The organism is Streptomyces sp. NPDC020875, assembly GCF_040641415.1.
Classification (GTDB): domain Bacteria; phylum Actinomycetota; class Actinomycetes; order Streptomycetales; family Streptomycetaceae; genus Streptomyces.
The window spans coordinates 26843-43681 of record NZ_JBFADP010000051.1 but is presented as its reverse complement, the minus strand read 5'-3'; the positions used below and the strand labels follow the sequence as shown (position 1 = coordinate 43681).

Sequence of the window (16839 nt, the reverse complement as noted above, 5' to 3'; positions counted from 1 at the left end):
ACGGTGTACGAACGCGTGCCCGTGCGCGACCGGAACGACGGAGGGGGCACGATGACGACGACGATGACGTACCTGGTGACCGGGGCGACGGGAACCATCGGACGGCGGGTGGTCCGCGAACTGACCGCCCGCGGGGCCCGGGTCCGCGCCCTGACCCGCGACCCGAGCCGGGCGGCCGGCCTCTTCGACGGCGCCGACGTGGTCACCGGCGACCTGGGCGCCCCGGAGAGCCTGACCGAGGCTCTGAAGGGCGTCGACCGGATGGTGCTCTTCCCCCACGCCGACGGGGTGGCGGACGTGGTGGCCCGGGCGAAAGCGGCGGGCGTACGGCGGATCGTGGTGCTCTCCTCGGCGGCGGTCACCTCCGGCTACGACACCACCTTCCACCTCCCGGTCGAGGAGGCCGTGAAAGCCTCGGGCCTGGAATGGACCTTCATCCGCCCCGGCGAGTTCGCCGGGAACAAGCTGGAGCTGTGGGGCCCCTCGATCCGCTCGGAGCGGGTGGTCCGCGACATCGACGGCGACACCCCCATGTCCCCCGTCCACCCGGCGGACGTCGCCGACGCGATCGTCACGGCGCTGGTCGAGGACGGCCACGAGGGGAAGGCGTACACCTTCGACGGCCCCGGGCCGCTGACCGTACGGGAACAGGTCGCGATCATCGCCCGGGTCCTCGGCGAGGAGGTGAAGCTCCTCATCGTCACCCCGGCGGAGCTGCGGGAACGCTACCTCGCCCAGGGCGGATTCGCCGCCGCGAGCGCCGACTTCCTGCTCGGCTACACCGACTACGACGGCACGGAGTCCGGCCAGGACGACGAGGAGACCACGGACTGGGGCGACCTCTTCTCCCCGCACTCGGCGGAGATCGTCACCGGCCGCCCGGGCCGGACCTTCGAGGAGTGGGTACGGGAGAACGCGGCGACGTTCCGGGGGTGAGGCGCCTGGCGCGGCGCTTTCGCCGGGCCGCCGCCGGACACGATCTGTTTGGCCAACAATCCATGGGCGTAAGGGACTTCGCCATGGCTAGGCTGACGGGGACGAGGTGACGGGCGGGGTATCGGAGCGGTGCGGAACGGGGGCGGGATGGACCGGAAGAATCTGGCGGCCGAGGACGGCGACCTCACCAAGCTGGCCGACGACCTCGACGCCATGCAGGACCACCTGACCCGGCAGGTCCGCCGAATGGACCTGGTGGTGGACGCCATCGAGGGCGGCTGGCGGGGGCCCGCCGCGACCCGCTACCGCGCACTCCACCGCTCGGTCGCCGAGGACGCCGTCCGGATCCGCGAGGTAATGGGGCGCCTGGAACAGGCGGTGCGGTTGAGCCGGGACGGCTTCACCGCGGTGGAACTCGACACGTTGGCGAGTATCCGAGCCGTCGACGTCGACATCCCGGCCGAGGCGGACGCGTTGTCCACACCGGCCGGGGCGGAGGCGGCGCCACCGCGGTCGCGCAGCGGCCTCGACGGACTGTGACGGCGACCGGCCCCAGCAGACACCTCGAAGGGACAGGGCGACGGCGCCGCTGTCCGAACCGGAGGGGGTTCATATGCCGGACGGCACCGCCGAGGAAGAGCACATCAGCGTCTCGTTCGGAACGCTGGAACACCTGACCACCGAACTCGACGACATCCTCAGGCAACTCAACGGAAGACTGGACGAGCTCTATACGCGCCTCGTGCCGGTCGTCGCGTCCTGGCAGGGAGAGGCCCGTGACGCGTTTCTCGACGAGCTCGACAAATGGGACCGCTCGGCCAGGGAGCTGGAAGCAGCCCAGAAGTGGCTGCACGAGGTCGTGACCAACGGCCACGAAGGCTACGCCGCCGCGCACCGCGCGGTCTTAGCGGGCTGGGGCGGTGCCTGATGGCCGAGCCCCGGCCCACGGACGAGGAGCGCCGACAGGAGCGGGAGGCCGCGCGGACGCGCTCCCCCAAATCGGCCGGGGGCGGCTTCGATGTGGAGCCGCGGCACCTGTACTACACGGCGTTCGTGGTGCGCGACGGACAATTCGACTACGACAAGGGCGCCACGGCGCTCGTCGGCGTGCTGAACAAGTACAGCCAGTCGGCCGGTACGGGCCGGGGCGCGGACGCCTTCGCGGCGGCGTACAAAGCGGTGAACGAGAAGTTCCTGGAGCTCTGGGCGAAGAGCGTGGTCAGCGTCGGGGGTGTCGCCGTCGGCCTGACGGACACCGCGAACAAGTACACCCAGGCCGACTACCGGGCCCGCAATATGTGCGGTCCGGGCGTACAGCCGCTGCCGGCGGTCATCCAGAACCCGCCCAGGTACGGACCGGTCAACGACATCAAATGGTCCGGCACCGGTGAGGACGCCGACTCCTGGGCCATCTCCGGCGCCCTCGGCGAGATCCCCGACTTCCTCGCCGATGTGATCCGGCCCGCCATCGAACACGGCCTCCGGCTGGGAAAGATGCATGAGATCACCCCCGGGGCCAGGGACGACGAGTTCAGGAACATGGCCTCGGCCTGGGAGGCCGCGGAGAAGGCCGCGAAGGCGGCGGCGGACGGCTTCAACACCGCAATCAAATTCATCAGCAACAACAAGGGCAACGACGAGTGGCAGGGCGCGATGAAGGCGTTCTGCCAGACCATCTGGGGCACCACCGAATGGGGCAGGACCTACGACGAGCAGGGCAACCGGGCCTCCATGGGCCGGAGCTGGAAGACCGGACGCACCATCCCGCCCGCCAAGCAGCGGCCCCTCATCGAGATCCTCCGCAAGACCGCGACCACCGTGGGGCAGGCCCTGAACGAACTGGCCGATGTACGCGACGCCACCGCCGAGACGACCACCAGGCTGGGCGCGGAGGCCGCGAAGGCGACGGTCAAGGACCTCACCGTGGGCCTGGACCTGTTCGAGATGGCCAGGCTCACCGCGACCGCCGCGTTCGGCGAGATCGTCATGACGTTCCGCTCGCATATGGACAAGGCGGCCGCGGACGCGGCGGTCGAGAAGTACCACCAGGCGTTCAGTGATGCCGCCGGCCGACTGAAGGCACTGGAAATCGAGCTGGACGAGGCGATACTCAGCGCGCCGACGTTCCGGGCCGAGGCGGCACGCGCGGAGGCGTACGGCGCGCGCACCCTGAACGACTTCAAGAAGGAACACAGCTGGCAACGACCGGAGAGCCCGGGGCCCTACAAGTACAGTATCGACCTCGCGACGGAGGAGGAGCTGTACGGCGGGCACAGCATCGACAGGCATGTGGGGCTCACCGACGCGCAGTTGACGCAGCGGTTGCGGGACGAGGCGAGCGGGTCCGGCAAGGTGGATATCCCTGCCGCCTCCACGTTCACGGATCTGGAGTCGGCGCAGCGATACGCGGAACATGCGATCCGCATCAATACGGCGGCAATCGACAAATGGATCCAGGGACCTCCGGTTCCGTCGACCGCGATCGGAGAAGAATTCACCGTGGATTCGATCCCGGCCGGGCCGTTGGGTATGCCGGAGGTGACCGGGCGCACGGCGCCGGTGGTGAACGATGCTCCAACTCCTCCCAAGGACGCCTATGGTGTCAGCGTTATACTCAAGTACAAACCGGATTTGGACCCTCCGTTCGTCGTGCTGACCTCGATGCCCAAATGACGTAAGGAGGCTGAGGTGACTGAACTCAATGAGCAGTCGTGGTCCGAAGCTCTGGAGCTGTACAAGCACTGGTCCAGGATCGTCAAGGTGACGAACCGGGAACATGAGGACTGGGCGCTCGATGTATACACCTTGATGCGTTGCAGCACTCCTGATGCTCGCGGTTGGCAAACTCTGGATCCCTATGAGCTCGAATTCGAAAGGGATGACGATCCGTTCTTTCCCTTCGTCTTCCTTCCTGGCGACCCGTCGGATACGAGTCGATGGAAGGATCACTTGAATGAGATCCCGCGTTTCTCCGCCAGGCAGTATTTGGTGAAACTTTCCACGGGATGGCTCAATGTCAATCAGGAGCCGGATTTCGCGGCGCGCAGGGCGGTTCTCGAAGAGAAGGCCGATGCTATTCTGTCGCGATTTCCGAATGGTTCGCGTTTCTATGCGAATGCGAGGCCGAGTGGCGGGAGCCTCGATTACTATGAAGGTTCTTCGGGATGGTTTCCCTTCTCGGCACGCGATGTCGACCAGGGGCTGATCCTCGTGTCGGAGACTGAGGTCGGGATGGTCTGGGCCTTCCGGTGATGTGAAGGTGAGGACTCCGTGCCACCCCCGTCCGTGAGGAGCCGTCTTGCTCGTCCGCAGCGCCACCTATCCCGACCGTGAGACCGCGCGGTGGGCGACCCAGCACGTGGTCAACCGCAATGAGCAGGTCGTTCACCGCTGGCTCGCCCAGTCCACCCGGCGGCGGCTGGTGATCGAGGCGGCGTGGCCGTCCCGGTCGGAGCCTGTGGGGCGGGTGCTGCTGCGGGCGATGATGCTGGCCGGGCGCGGGGCCGTCGAGGTGCGGGCCGCGCGGGTCGTGCTGCGGCGTGAGCCGTCGGCCGCCAACGGGTTTGTCGTGCATGCCAGCCATCCCGTCTATGTGTGAAGGCGGTGGCCGACCGTGGCGCTGACCCCCTTGGAGCACGACCGCAGGTACGGGGAGCTGGACCAGGTCCTGCGCGCGTATATCGGACTTCCCGCCGACGACACCGAGGAGAAGCCGAGCGAAGCCCTCACCGCCTATCTGCGGCACACCTGGCACACCCGCCCCTGGGCGCTCGCCGTCGCCGAGAGTCAGCTGCGGGAGTACGCGCGCAATCCGCCCGGGCGGCTGAGGGCGCGGCTCGGGGAGTTCTACGATCCGCCGGACGTGGGACTGGGGGACGCGGAGATCCTGGAGTGGCTGGAGTTGCTGGCCGATCACATCCGGCGGAGCGTCGAGGAGGGGCGCGTACCGCCTTCCGCCGGGCCGGTCACCCACTGGGAGTGGCAGGCCCGCTTTCCGGAGCTGGGGCAGTTCCTCGGCGGGTGGTTCTCCCAGGACATGCCCGACGAGTTCGACGGGCACGACGCGGCGGTGGACGACTACGCGGAGACGACCGATCCCCGGCTCGTCGCCCGGCTCGTCGGTGAGATCCGGGAGCTGCTGGCCCTGGGGCTGGGTGAGGGGGAGTACGCGGTCGGTGTCGCCGAGTTGGGGATGGAGGTCGGTGTCCCGGCTCCGTACGCGGTTTCCGGGTGGCTCGCCCTGGTGGCCGCGCGGCTCGGTCCGGCGGCCGGCGGTCGTGAGGGGGCGGGGTGAGGGAATGGCGCGGGGGAGGCGCGGTGTCGCGCCTCCCCCGGTTGTGCGGTTCGGGTCAGCAGTACAGGTTGGCCCCGGTGGGGACGCCCAGGAGCTGGGTGAAGCGGGTGTAGTTGTTGACCCGGCTCTGGACCTGGGCGGGGTTGCCGCCGTTGCACTCCAGTGAGCCGTTGATGGACCAGATCGTCTGGCCGAAGCCGGCCTGGTTGACCATCGCGTTGTGGCCGGTCATCGTGCCGGGGCCGGACTGGGTGTTCCAGTACCAGAGCGCCGTCTTCCAGGCGACGGCCGCGTCGTTCTGGACCAGTGACGGGTTGTTCAGGAGGTCGATGCCGAGGGCGTCACCGGCGGCCTTGTAGTTGAAGTTCCAGCTGAGCTGGATCGGGCCGCGGCCGTAGTAGGCGGCCTGGCCGGCCGGGCAGCCGTAGGGCTGGTTGCGGTCGCAGTAGTGCGGGTAGTTCGCCTGGTTCGACTCGACGATGTGGACCAGTCCGCCGGTCTCGTGGCTGATGTTGGCCAGAAAGGCCGCGGCCTCCTGCTTCTTGATCGTCTCACCGCCGGTGTTGGCGAAGCCGGGGTAGGCGGCGAGCGCGGCCTTCAGGCCGGTGTAGGTGTAGAAGGGGTTCCGGTTCGGGAACATCTGGTTGAACTGGGCCTCGGAGACCACGAAGTCACCCGGGTTGCCGGGGCCGGGGCCGGGGCCCTCGCCGCCGCCGCAGGTGTGGGGGTTCCAGAACCAGGTGCTGACGGTGGGGTCGTAGCCCGGGTTGGCGTGCTCCGCGATGTAGTACTTGCCGTCGCGGTACTTGACGATGGCGCCGACCGGGTAATACGTGCCCTGGCGCCAGTCGGGCGCGTTGGCGCAGTCGTCCGCCGTGGTGGCGGAGGTGACCGAGGGCGCGGCGGGTGCGGCGGACGCGTTGGTGGGGACGAGACCGATGGCCGCGAGTCCGGCGGTCGCGGCGACGGCCACGACGAGCGCCTTGAGCCGGCGCTGGGTGCGCTGAACGAGCACGTGTTCCTCCTCCGTGCTTCAACGGCCGCTCGTGGAAGTGAGCGTGGGGGCTCGTGGGGGGTTTCCGGGGGCGGCCGTGGTGTGGGGGTTCGTGCCCCACACTGAACGGCCCGGCCCGCCCGCGTCAAGGTATAGACCAATATGAAAGGGCCCTGGGGAAAGGCCCGTTGGGCGCTGAACCGGTCTCGTCAGGGGCGCGGTGTCAGTACGTCGGCGAGGCGGGAGAGGCCGTCCGCGCCGTGGCCGTCGGCCACCGCCCGGCGGATCAGCGCCTCCACCGGGGCGAAGAATTCCCCGGTGATTCCCTGCTCGGTCAGGGTGTTCAGCAGATTGGGCAGGGCGGCCTCGTTGACGGCGAGGCTGGAGACATCGGTGAGGTGGTCGCCGGAGTCCAGCGCCTCGGCGTAGACCGGGATCGAGTGGGCCATGGCCTCCAGCCACAGCCGGAGCGGCTCGGCGAACTCCTTCGCCGGGATGCCCGCCGAGCGGACCAGGGCGAAGGCGTGCCAGATCCCGATGTTCTGGCCGTACATCCCGATCAGCAGGGCGAAGTCGTTGAGGGCGGCGAGCCCGGCGTCCGTACCGGCGAACCGGGCGCCGCCGAGGGCCCGGAACGTCTCCTCGTACTCCTCGAAGGCGTCCCGGTCGCCGCTGTAGTAGACGAAGGCGTCCGGCCCGGCGATCATCTGCGGGACCGCCACGATCCCGCCGTCGAGATACCGGGCGCCGTGCTCCTCCGCCCACGCGGCCAGCGCCCGGCCCTGCGCCGGGGTCCCGTTGGTCAGATTGACGACCGTACGCCCCGCCAGGCCGTCGGCCACCGGCTCCAGCACCTCCCGGACCTGGTCGTTCACCATCAGGCAGAGGACCAGCAGCTCACTCGCGGCCACCGCGTCCGCCACCGTCGGCGCGGGGCGGGCGCCCTGGGCGACCAGCGGGCCGGTCTTCGCCGCCGTACGGTTCCAGACCGTGACCGGGTGCCCGGCCTTCAGAAAGGCCGAGGCGAGGGCCGAGCCCATCATTCCGAGGCCGAGGACGGAAACGGCGGGCTTGGCGGCGGCGTCGGAAGGCATACGGGGGCTCCTTGAGAAATGAGGTGGAAGAGGTGCCGAAGTGGCGTTATCCATTCTCGGAGCCCGGAAATGCCTTCACAAGTACCGACTATTTTGTGGGGTACTCACCAAAAGGTGTGTACGGGAAGGGCGTGCGGAGGCGTGGGTCGGGGCGTGCGACGGTCACCCGTTCAGGAGCGCTCTCCCGGTGACCGGTGCGCCGACGGCCGGTCCGCCACGGCTGAGTCGGCGGAGTCGGCGGAGTCCGGGGACTGCACCGGCAGCCGTACGGCGATGAGGTCGCCGACCCCCGCCACCTCGTTCAGGGCTTCGGCCAGGGCCAGCATCACCCGGCGCACCTGTTCGATCTCCTTCCGCAGTTCGGCGGAACGGGCCCAACGGCGTTCGTGGGACACCGGATCGACCTGATCGGACCGCAGGCTCTCGTGCGCGGTCAGCAGCGGATGCCACTTGCTGAGCAGGGGCCGTACACAGAGATTGAGCACTGTCACCGCCAGTGCCCCGAAGGTCACCTGCCCGGCCGGGACCCGGGGCGCGACCGCGGGGCCGTAGCGCCGCAGGATGTCTCGTGTCGTACCGAAGACCGTGTACAGGGATGTGAGCGCCTCCCGCAGCAGACCCTCGTCCTCGCGGAGTTCGACCACGGAGATACGTGTGGCCAGTTCGACGTACAACTCCCAGGCCGCGTCCCGTTCGGCATCGTCCGGCTCCCAGATCCCGGATATCTCGCCGACGAGTGGGATCGCCAGTTTCACGCTGATCTGACGGGGAGTGAAGCCGCCGCCCCGCCCCCCGTTCCGCCGCTGCCTCTGACGCATATCCACAACCTTCCCTCTGACCGAACCTGGCATGTCACTCTATGAGTTGGCGCGTGCCGCACAAGCTCTGTCCATGCCGGGGGGATGGGTGAAGAGGGACGCATTCATTTCGTACAGCCACAAGCGGGACATCGAACTGGCCCGGGCGCTCCAGCGGGGGCTGCACCAGCTCGCCCGGCCATGGGCGAGACGACCCGTCATCAGCGTCTTCCGGGACACGACCAGCCTCTCCGCCAATCACGACCTCTGGGCGTCGATCCTCAAGGAGCTGGAGCAGACCCGGTACTTCGTCTATCTGGCCTCCCCGGAGGCCGCCGAGTCCCGCTGGGTGCGCAAGGAGATCCGGTTCTGGCTGGACAACCGCCCCCTGGACCGGTTTCTGATCGCCGTCAGCTCGGGGAAGGTGGTGTGGGACCGGGAAGCCGGCGACTTCGACTGGGAGCGGACGGACGCGCTGCCCGATGTGCTGCGGGGCGCGTTCACGACCGAACCGCTGTGGGTGGATCTGACCCGGATCCGCGAAGGCAGCAAGTACTCCCTGCGTCAGGCGGAGTTCCGGGACGCGGTGGGCACCCTGGCCGCGCCGCTGCACGGAGTGGGCAAGGACGCGCTCGACAGCGAGGACATCCGGCAGCACCGTCTCTCGGTCCGGCTGCGGCGGGCCGCGATCTCGGCTCTGGTGGTGCTGCTGGTCACGGCCGTGGCCGCGGGCGGTCTCGCCCTGCAGCAGCGGAACGAGGCGCTGGACCGGGCCCGGACCTCGGCGTCCCAGGCGCTGGCGGCCCGGGCGCTGGAGACGCTGGATACCGATCCGCGGAAGGCGGCGCAGTTCGCGCTCTACGCGGAGAAGGTCAGACCGACCGCCGACTCCCTTCAGGCGATGGCGGCGACCATCGCGGGCAACGGCAGCGTAGAGCGGCATCTGAAGCCCGGTTCCGACGAGTTCGCCGCCTTCATCGGCTCCCGCTCCCGGCCCCCGACGAGGGTCGCGATCAGCAGAGACGGCGGGATGCTCGCCTACTACGCCGCCTTCGGTTCGGGGAAGGTGCACCTCTACGACATCCGGGCCGGGCGGCATCTCAAACCCCTCCCCTCGGGCCATGACGAGATGGTCGGAGGGGAGTTCCAGCTGAGTGCCGACGGCAGCAGGCTCGTCGTGGAGGGATACCGGCACCGGGTCGAGGTATGGGACGTACGGGGTGCCCGGTTGCTCCGGGCCATGACCATGGGTGTTCCGGACGAACTCGCCAACGCTCAGAAGGGGCTACGGGCGCTGGCCTTCTCCACGGACGGCAGCTGGCTCGCCACCGCCCAGGCGACGTCGGGTACGGAGGAACTCCAGATCAGCGTCTGGAACGTGGCCGAGGGACGGCTGGTACACGAGGAACTGACGGGCTCGGAGTCGGTGCGTGTGCGACTCGCCTTCATGAAGGACAGCGCACGGTTGCTCGCCCTCGACGCCGCGGCGGGTTCGGTGCGTGTCTACGACCCGGCTCTTCGCTCCTGGGAGGCCGGGCGGAAGCTGACCGGATTCCCGTCGGACACCGAACAGGTGGTGATCGAGCCCGGTGCGGGGCAGGCGATGGTGCGGCGGGAGGACGGCGGGATCCAGGTCTGGGACCTCGGCCGGGGCAGGCCGACCGGCTCCCGGACGGCTGAGGCCCCCGACCGGATCGCTCTGCCGGGCCCGGGGACGGCGTTTCTCGTGGGGGCTCAGGACGGGGAGATCGCCCTGTACGACCGAGGACTGGGCCGCGGCCGGATACTGGGGCGCTTCAGCTTCCCGGTCCAGGACCTCGCGATCTCCGGAGACGGGGGATGGGTCGCGGCCGGGTCCGATGACGGGGCGGTGTCCCTCTTCGCCGCGGGCCGACGGGGCGCCGGGACGGCACTGGCGAACGAGGGCGGGTTGATCCGCGGTTCCCTGTCGGACGACGGACGATTCGCATTCCGTTCCCGGCCGGGTGAACCGGTCGATCTCTGGACGGTCGGCAGGGGCAACACCGGGCTGAAACGGCTGGGACGGATTCCTCCCGCGGCGAAGAGCGCAGACGGCAAGGTTTCCCCCGCCGCCGACGCGATCGCCATCACCACCGACGGAAGCCGGGCCGCGTTGGTCCGCGGCGGGGAACTGTCGTTCTGGGACCCCAGGACGGGGCGGCGGGTCGGTTCGAGCGCGATCCCGGGCGACGTCGACTCGCGTGGCAGGGGACAGCTTTTCTTCCTGGAGGACGATATCCATCTGGTGGGAGTGTGGGACGAGGGCATGCTGGTCGTCGACTCCCGGACCGGGGAGATCAGACAGGTGGTGAGCCGGGATTCCGTCTACTACAACCTGATGGTGAGCGGGGACCGCAGGAGTGTGGTCGCCCTTGAGACGGTCTCGGACGAACTCTCCGTCTGGCGGGTGGCGGGCGACGGGCGGCTGAAGAAGATCCGTACGGCGCGGGTGCCCGACGGTTCCTCCGCCGCCTCGATCAGCCACGGCGGTGAGAAGGTGGCGGTCTCGGGAAGGGACGGTCGGATCCTCTTCGTCGACGTCGGCTCGGGCCGGATCACCCGGGGTGCCGTCATGTCGCAGTCCGGACACGGACCGCTGGTCTTCAGCCGTGACACCCGTCTCGCCGTACGGGCGTTCAGCACCCGTGGCGACGTCGGGGTGCGGTTCTGGGACACGGGCAGCGGCGATGTGCTCGGGACCTGGCCACTGATGTCGAACACACCGGGCGGGGGAGCCGCGCGGCAGGTGGAGGAGTGGGAGGACCGGACCGCCGTGCAGATCGCCCCGGCCGTCGACGGCGGCTTCCTCGCCCTGGGGGTGGACGGCTCCTTCACCCGGCACGGTGTGGAACCCGGTGACTGGCGGCGCCACCTCTGCGAACTGGCTCCCGACCCGTTGCCGAAGGACGAGTACGACCGGTATCTGGGCTCGCTCGACGTGGGCCGCCCCTGCCCGTCCTGAGGCGGTGGGCCGGCCACCGGCTGGCGGGGGCTCCTCGCCCGGCGCACCCTGGAAGGTGGACAAGGGTGGAGGTGGTCCGTCATGCACACTCAGACACTTGTCGGCTGGCATGTCGAGATGGAGTTCCGCGAGGACGGCGACCGGACCAGGGCCGCCGCGATGGTCCGGCTGTCGGACGGGACCGAGATCCGGGGGCACGGGAACGCGCAGCGGCATCCCTCGGACGCGGAGCAGCTACGGGTCGGTGAGGAGATCGCGGGTGCGCGGGCGCTGATGGATATCGCGTCGCAGCTGCTTCAGAAGGCGCACCACGAGATCGACGAGGCGTCGGGGCGGAATTCGCATCCCCTGACCTGACCTGACCTGACCCGGCCGCCCGACCCGACCCGACTCGGCTGCCGGGCCCGGCCGATGGGTTGACCCGGTACGGCGCCCGCCCGGGCGCGGGAAACGCGGCGGGGGCGGCACTGCTGTGCGCGGTGCCGCCCCCGGTGCGGGAGATGTCAGAGCCGTTCGGGCGTCCGGATGCCCAGGAGGCTCATGCCGAGGCGGAGCGTACGGCCCGTGAGGTCGACCAGGAAGAGCCGGTTCTCGACCAGCTCCGGCGGGTTGTCGGCGCTCAGGACCTGGCACTTGTCGTAGAACGTGGTCAGGTGGGACGCCAGCTGGTAGAGGTACGCGGCCAGCTTGTGCGGCTCGTACGTCTCCGCGACCTCCGCGACGACCTCGCCGAACTGGTCGACATGGAGCGCGAGGGCCCGCTCGGCCGGGTGGAGGGACAGCTCCGGGTGGGGGACCGGCCGGGCGTCGCCCGCCTTGCGGAGGATGGAGCGGATCCGGGCGTACGCGTACTGGAGGTAGACCGAGGTGTCGCCGTTGAGGGAGACCATCTGGTCCAGGTCGAACTTGTAGTCCCGGACGGCGGAGGTCGACAGGTCCGCGTACTTGATCGCGCCGATGCCGACGTACCGGCCGTTCTCGGCGATCTCCTCCGGCGACAGGCCGACCTTCCCGGCCTTCTCGCCGACCACGGCGGTGGCCCGGTCGACGGCCTCGTCCAGCAGGTCGACCAGCTTGACCGTCTTGCCCTCACGGGTCTTGAACGGTTTGCCGTCGGCGCCGAGGACTGTACCGAACGCCAGCTGGACGGCCTTGACCTCGTCGTTCAGCCAGCCCGCCCGGCGCGCGGTCTCGAAGACCATCTTGAAGTGCATCGACTGCCGGACGTCCACCACGTACAGCAGGGTGCGGGCGTCGAGTTCGCCGACCCGGTTCCGGATCGCCGAGAGGTCGGTGGCCGCGTAGCCGTAGCCGCCGTTGGACTTCCGCACGATCAGCGGGGTCGGCTCGCCGTCCGGGCCCTTGATGTCGTCGAAGAAGACACAGAGCGCGCCCTCGGAGCGGACCGCGACCCCGGACTCCTCCAGCAGCCGGCAGGTCTCCGCCAGCATGTCGTTGTAGCCCGACTCGCCGACGATGTCCTCGTCCGCGATCTCCATGTCCAGCTTGTCGAAGACCGAGTGGAAGTAGATCTTCGACTCGTCGACGAACCGCTGCCAGAGCGCGAGGGTCGCCGGGTCACCGGCCTGGAGGGCGACCACCCGGTCCCGGGCCCGGGTCTTGAACTCCTCGTCGGAGTCGAAGACCGCCCGGGCCGCCTTGTAGAGCCGGTCCAGGTTGGACATGGCCTCCTCGCCGGAGGTCTCGCCGTCCCGGCCGTGGTCCAGCTCGTGCGGGTGCTCCTCCAGGTACTGGATGAGCATGCCGAACTGGGTGCCCCAGTCGCCGATGTGGTGGCGGCTGATCACCTTCTCGCCGGTGAACTCCATGATCTTGGCCATCGCGGCGCCGATCACGGCCGACCGCAGATGGCCGACGTGCATCTCCTTGGCCACGTTCGGCTGCGCCCAGTCGATCACGGTCGTGCCGGGGTCCGCCGCGTACGGCACACCGAGCCGGTCGTCGGCGGCCCGGGCGGCGAGGGTGTCGACGATCGCCGCGTCCGAGACCGTGATGTTCAGGAAGCCGGGGCCGGAGACCTCGACCTCGTGCAGCAGTCCGTCGCTCTCCGTGTCGAGGGCGGCCACGACCTGGCCGGCCAGCTCCCGAGGGTTGCCCTTGAGCCGCTTGGCGAGGGCGAGGATGCCGTTCGCCTGGAAATCGGCCCGGTCGCTGCGTCGGAGCAGCGGGTCGGCGGAACCGGCCTCCGGCAGGGCTGCCGAGAGGGCCGTCGCCAGGCGCTGCTGCACATTCGACGCGAGGGAAGGGACCGAGGTCATGGGCTTCCGTTTCTGATTCGGAGAGGTTGGGGAGGTCCGGATGTCCGGGAGGCCCGGATATCCGGCTGCCCGGATGTTCCGGTGGTGCCGGGGCCGTCCGGGCGGGCGGCCCGGGAAATCGTTGCGAGAAGTCCCCGAGTCGCCCGGCTGCCCAGTGTCCCACGCGGTGCCGATCTCCTTCGCCCCGATAACGCCGAGGGGGGCGGGGCGCGGCGGCCCCGCCGGTCCCGGCGCGCGGGCGCGTGGCGCGATCCGGGTGCCTTGCCGACGGAACGTCGGGGCGGTGGGTTCCGTCTGGGAGAATAGGAGGATCCGGCGCGGAGCGCCGCGCGGACGCCGTCGCGTCCGCCGGGCGCGGCGCCGATGCGACTCCGGCGTGGAAGCCGATTCTGGAAGCACCTGGAAGAAGGACGTAAGGACGTGCCGACCGTGGCTCAGAGCACCACCGAGACCGACTGGGTCTCCCGTTTCGCAGACGAGGTCATCGCGGAGTCGGAGCGGCGTGCCCCGGGCAAACGAGTCGTCGTGGCGTCCGGGATCTCCCCCTCGGGCCCGATCCACCTGGGCAACCTCCGCGAGGTCATGACCCCGCACCTGGTCGCGGACGAGATCCGCCGCCGGGGGTACGAGGTCCGGCATCTGATCTCCTGGGACGACTACGACCGGTTCCGCAAGGTGCCGTTCGGCGTCGAGGGCGTGGACGAGTCCTGGGCCGAGCACATCGGCCGCCCGCTGACCTCGGTACCCGCCCCGAAGGGCTCCGCCCACCCGAACTGGGCCGAGCACTTCAAGGCGGCGCTGATCACGTCCCTGGACGAGCTGGGCGTGGTCTACGAGGGCATCAGCCAGACCGAGAAGTACACCTCGGGCACCTACCGCGAGCAGATCCTGCTGGCCATGCGGCACCGGGCCGACATCGACGAGATCCTGGGCCGGTACCGGACCAAGAAGGGCGCGGGCAAGAAGCCCCCGCAGAAGTCGCAGAAGCCGGTGGACGAGGCAGAGCTGGAGGCCGCGGAGGGCTCCGGCGCCGCGTCCGAGGACGACGGCACGAGTTCGGCGGGCTACTACCCGTACAAGCCGTACTGCGGTTCCTGCGACCGGGACCTGACGGTCGTCACCGCCTACGACGACGACACCACCGAGCTGACGTACGACTGCACCGCCTGCGGCCACACCGAGACGGTCCGGCTCTCCGAGTTCGACCGCGGCAAGCTGGTGTGGAAGGTCGACTGGCCGATGCGCTGGGCGTACGAGGGCGTGGTCTTCGAGCCGTCCGGGGTCGACCACAGCTCCCCGGGGTCGTCCTTCCAGGTCGGCGAGTTCATCTGCCCGCTGTTCGGCTGGGAGCGGCCGATCGGCCCGATGTACGCCTTCGTCGGCATCAGCGGCATGGCCAAGATGTCGTCCTCGAAGGGCGGCGTGCCGACGCCCGCCGACGCGCTGAAGATCATGGAAGCGCCGCTGCTGCGCTGGCTGTACGCGCGCCGCCGCCCCAACCAGTCGTTCAAGATCGCCTTCGACCAGGAGATCCAGCGGCTCTACGACGAGTGGGACAAGCTCGCCGCGAAGGTCGCCGACGGCTCGGTGCTGCCCGCCGACGCCGCCGCCTACGGCCGGGCGGTCCGGACCGCCGAGGGCGAGCTGCCGACCACGCCCCGGCCGATGCCGTACCGGACCCTCGCGTCCGTCGTGGACATCACCGGCGGCCACGACGAGCAGACCCGGCGGATCCTGAGCGAGCTGGACCCGGTGAACCCGGTCGGGTCGCTGGACGAGGTCCGGCCCCGGCTGGACCGCGCCGAGAACTGGATCACGACCCAGGTCCCGGCGGACGCCAGGACCGTGGTCCGCGCCGAGCCCGACACCGAGCTGCTGGCGTCGCTGGACGACGAGGCGCGCCGCTCCCTGGCGCTGCTGGTGGAGGGGCTGGACACGCACTGGTCCCTGGAGGGTCTGACGACCCTGGTCTACGGTGTGCCGAAGGTGATGGCCGGTCTCGACCCGGAGGCCAAGCCGACGCCGGAGCTGAAGGTGGCGCAGCGGACGTTCTTCGCCCTGCTGTACCGGCTGCTGGTCACCCGGGAGACCGGGCCGCGGCTGCCGACGCTGCTGCTCGCGGTGGGCGCTGACCGCGTCCGTACGCTGCTCGCCGGGTAACCGGGGCGGTACGTGAACGGGATGCCGGGGGCCGTGAGGTCCCCGGCATCGTCGTGTCCGGGGCGGGACGGGGCGCGGTGCGGCGGGATGCGGCGGGCGGGGCCTGGGGCCTGGGGCCGGGTGCGGGGCTGCCGGTCCAGGGGCCGGGGCCGGGGGCGTAAATCCGTTGCCGCCGGGCCGGGCGCGGCGGGAGAGTGCCCGGATGGACGACACACGGAACCGCCGGGGTGTGGAAACGCTGTTCTCGGGCGGACGGCTGATCGCCGTGCCCCGGAAGGCGGACCGCCGCACCCAGCTCCTGGAACATCTCGCCACGACCCTCTTCGCGGCGGGCGAGGAGTACACCGAGAAGGAGGTCAACGCGCGGCTCGGGCAGGTGCACGACGACCACGCGGCGCTGCGGCGCTATCTGGTCATCGGCGGACAGCTCACCCGGACCCGGGACGGCGCCGCCTACCGCAGGGCCGCGTAGCCCGGCCCCGGACGGGCTCGCCGGCAAGGGGTATCCGCGGCCCCGGGAGTGCATCCTTCGGACTACCGGCCGTTCCGTCGTGTGCACGATGTGCCGCCGCCGGGGGCGCGGGACCGTGGAGGCATGAAGCGAGAAGTACTGGCGATCGCCGGATGGATCATCGGGATACAAGGGGCCCTGGGGGCGGGCGGGCATCTCTGGGGCGAGCAGCCGTGGGGCCTGATCCACCAGTACCGGGAGCTGTCGCTGCCCGCCTATGTCGTCCTGCTGGTGGTGGGCGCCGCCATGGCGGGCGTCGGCGAGCTGGCCGGGAAGCGGCGCAAGTACTAGACCGGGTCCGGAAGATTCCCCAAGTACCGCCTGGTCCGCGGCGCCGGGCCCGCGCGCTCTCCTCGGTAGCCCTTCGGGCATGGGTGGGCCCCGGCGTTGTCGGGATCGTCCGCGTGCGCCCGGTACGGGGGGAGAGGCCGCCCGCCTTGCGACTGCACGCACCGGACGCCGCGGGCCTCGAACTCCGGGCGGAAGGCGCTATTTTCCGGACATGCCTAGGGGACCGGTCCACCTTGCGCACGATGATCCGGTGCCCGGTGCTTGGGACCGTGGAGCCATGACGAAGGACGTGCTGACGGTCGCCGGATGGATCATCGGGATAGAAGGGGCGCTCGGGACGTTCGGTCTCGTTCGCGGTGAAGAGCCGTGGGGCTTCCTCGACGTGTTCTGGGAGCTGCCGGTCGGGGCCTATGTCGCCCTGCTGGTCCTGGGAGCGGTCACGGCGGGCGCCGGGGAGCTCGTGCGCAAGCGGAGCTGAGGCACGTCCCGGGGCGAGTCGG

17 protein-coding genes are annotated in these 16839 nt (G+C 70.0%); 13 read left to right on the top strand and 4 right to left on the bottom strand.

The annotated features are described in order from the left end of the window. Positions 1-51 precede the first annotated feature (51 nt). The 7 genes from AB0G74_RS26310 to AB0G74_RS26280 all read left to right on the top strand — a co-directional run bounded on the left by AB0G74_RS26310 (position 52) and on the right by AB0G74_RS26280 (position 5230). Positions 52-936, top strand: coding sequence for an NAD(P)H-binding protein (locus AB0G74_RS26310; protein ID WP_361150761.1), 885 nt, complete (start codon positions 52-54; stop codon positions 934-936). A gap of 147 nt (positions 937-1083) precedes the next feature. Next, complete coding sequence (locus tag AB0G74_RS26305; RefSeq protein WP_361150759.1) at positions 1084-1476, top strand: WXG100 family type VII secretion target; 393 nt, start codon at positions 1084-1086, stop codon at positions 1474-1476. A gap of 73 nt (positions 1477-1549) precedes the next feature. Beyond that, entirely contained in the window at positions 1550-1864 is a 315-nt protein-coding gene (locus tag AB0G74_RS26300) for a WXG100 family type VII secretion target (RefSeq protein WP_361150757.1), read from the top strand. Continuing rightward, complete coding sequence (locus tag AB0G74_RS26295) at positions 1864-3609, top strand: RNase A-like domain-containing protein (protein WP_361150754.1); 1746 nt, start codon at positions 1864-1866, stop codon at positions 3607-3609. The genes AB0G74_RS26300 and AB0G74_RS26295 overlap by 1 nt, the downstream gene beginning before the upstream one ends. Before the next feature lie 15 nt (positions 3610-3624). Continuing rightward, the gene (locus AB0G74_RS26290; RefSeq protein WP_361150752.1) at positions 3625-4188 is read left to right on the top strand and encodes a hypothetical protein; all 564 of its coding nucleotides are present in this window, start codon (positions 3625-3627) and stop codon (positions 4186-4188) included. A gap of 46 nt (positions 4189-4234) precedes the next feature. After that, on the top strand, positions 4235-4534 hold the full coding sequence (locus tag AB0G74_RS26285; protein WP_361150750.1) for an RNase A-like domain-containing protein: 300 nt from the start codon (positions 4235-4237) through the stop codon (positions 4532-4534). Positions 4535-4549: 15 nt separating this feature from the next. Then, the gene (locus AB0G74_RS26280) at positions 4550-5230 is read left to right on the top strand and encodes a contact-dependent growth inhibition system immunity protein (protein ID WP_361150747.1); all 681 of its coding nucleotides are present in this window, start codon (positions 4550-4552) and stop codon (positions 5228-5230) included. 55 nt (positions 5231-5285) lie between these two features. Here AB0G74_RS26280 and AB0G74_RS26275 read toward each other — a convergent pair whose 3' ends face one another. The 3 genes from AB0G74_RS26275 to AB0G74_RS26265 form a co-directional block, all read right to left on the bottom strand. Then, positions 5286-6245, bottom strand: coding sequence for a chitinase (locus AB0G74_RS26275; RefSeq protein WP_361150745.1), 960 nt, complete (start codon positions 6243-6245; stop codon positions 5286-5288). A 188-nt stretch (positions 6246-6433) separates the two neighbouring features. Then, the gene (locus AB0G74_RS26270; protein WP_361150743.1) at positions 6434-7318 is read right to left on the bottom strand and encodes an NAD(P)-binding domain-containing protein; all 885 of its coding nucleotides are present in this window, start codon (positions 7316-7318) and stop codon (positions 6434-6436) included. Between the two features lie 170 nt (positions 7319-7488). Continuing rightward, positions 7489-8136: a hypothetical protein gene (locus AB0G74_RS26265; RefSeq protein ID WP_361150740.1), complete on the bottom strand. Its 648-nt coding sequence runs from the start codon at positions 8134-8136 to the stop codon at positions 7489-7491. Positions 8137-8224: 88 nt separating this feature from the next. Between AB0G74_RS26265 and AB0G74_RS26260 the strand changes: the two genes are divergently transcribed. After that, positions 8225-11098, top strand: a complete 2874-nt coding sequence (locus AB0G74_RS26260) for a TIR domain-containing protein (protein ID WP_361150737.1) — start codon at positions 8225-8227, stop codon at positions 11096-11098. Between the two features lie 81 nt (positions 11099-11179). Then, the gene (locus tag AB0G74_RS26255) at positions 11180-11455 is read left to right on the top strand and encodes a DUF1876 domain-containing protein (RefSeq protein ID WP_358824296.1); all 276 of its coding nucleotides are present in this window, start codon (positions 11180-11182) and stop codon (positions 11453-11455) included. Between the two features lie 146 nt (positions 11456-11601). Here the strand turns inward: AB0G74_RS26255 and argS are convergent, their stop codons facing one another. Continuing rightward, on the bottom strand, positions 11602-13377 hold the full coding sequence (argS, locus tag AB0G74_RS26250) for an arginine--tRNA ligase (protein ID WP_361150734.1): 1776 nt from the start codon (positions 13375-13377) through the stop codon (positions 11602-11604). 420 nt (positions 13378-13797) lie between these two features. Here argS and lysS point away from each other — a divergent pair, with 420 nt between their 5' ends. The 4 genes from lysS (at position 13798) to AB0G74_RS26230 (ending at position 16817) form a co-directional block, all read left to right on the top strand. After that, a complete protein-coding gene (gene lysS, locus AB0G74_RS26245; protein ID WP_361150732.1) occupies positions 13798-15537 on the top strand; it encodes a lysine--tRNA ligase in 1740 nt (579 codons plus the stop codon). Positions 15538-15739: 202 nt separating this feature from the next. Continuing rightward, positions 15740-16009 carry a DUF2087 domain-containing protein gene (locus AB0G74_RS26240; protein WP_361150730.1) on the top strand — a complete coding sequence of 90 codons (270 nt, stop codon included), beginning with the start codon at positions 15740-15742 and terminating at the stop codon, positions 16007-16009. 123 nt (positions 16010-16132) lie between these two features. Continuing rightward, complete coding sequence (locus tag AB0G74_RS26235; RefSeq protein WP_361150727.1) at positions 16133-16339, top strand: hypothetical protein; 207 nt, start codon at positions 16133-16135, stop codon at positions 16337-16339. A 277-nt stretch (positions 16340-16616) separates the two neighbouring features. Further along, positions 16617-16817, top strand: coding sequence for a hypothetical protein (locus AB0G74_RS26230; protein ID WP_361150724.1), 201 nt, complete (start codon positions 16617-16619; stop codon positions 16815-16817). Positions 16818-16839: the final 22 nt, after the last annotated feature.

What these genes read in the sequence shown, in the direction of transcription:
- AB0G74_RS26310 (WP_361150761.1), top strand. Translation starts at nt 52, where the DNA reads ATGACGACGACGATGACGTACCTGGTGACCGGGGCGACGGGAACCATC.
- AB0G74_RS26305 (WP_361150759.1), top strand. Translation starts at nt 1,084, where the DNA reads ATGGACCGGAAGAATCTGGCGGCCGAGGACGGCGACCTCACCAAGCTG.
- AB0G74_RS26300 (WP_361150757.1), top strand. Translation starts at nt 1,550, where the DNA reads ATGCCGGACGGCACCGCCGAGGAAGAGCACATCAGCGTCTCGTTCGGA.
- AB0G74_RS26295 (WP_361150754.1), top strand. Translation starts at nt 1,864, where the DNA reads ATGGCCGAGCCCCGGCCCACGGACGAGGAGCGCCGACAGGAGCGGGAG.
- AB0G74_RS26270 (WP_361150743.1), bottom strand. Translation starts at nt 7,318, where the DNA reads ATGCCTTCCGACGCCGCCGCCAAGCCCGCCGTTTCCGTCCTCGGCCTC.
- AB0G74_RS26265 (WP_361150740.1), bottom strand. Translation starts at nt 8,136, where the DNA reads ATGCGTCAGAGGCAGCGGCGGAACGGGGGGCGGGGCGGCGGCTTCACT.
- AB0G74_RS26255 (WP_358824296.1), top strand. Translation starts at nt 11,180, where the DNA reads ATGCACACTCAGACACTTGTCGGCTGGCATGTCGAGATGGAGTTCCGC.
- argS (WP_361150734.1), bottom strand. Translation starts at nt 13,377, where the DNA reads ATGACCTCGGTCCCTTCCCTCGCGTCGAATGTGCAGCAGCGCCTGGCG.
- AB0G74_RS26240 (WP_361150730.1), top strand. Translation starts at nt 15,740, where the DNA reads ATGGACGACACACGGAACCGCCGGGGTGTGGAAACGCTGTTCTCGGGC.
- AB0G74_RS26235 (WP_361150727.1), top strand. Translation starts at nt 16,133, where the DNA reads ATGAAGCGAGAAGTACTGGCGATCGCCGGATGGATCATCGGGATACAA.
- AB0G74_RS26230 (WP_361150724.1), top strand. Translation starts at nt 16,617, where the DNA reads ATGACGAAGGACGTGCTGACGGTCGCCGGATGGATCATCGGGATAGAA.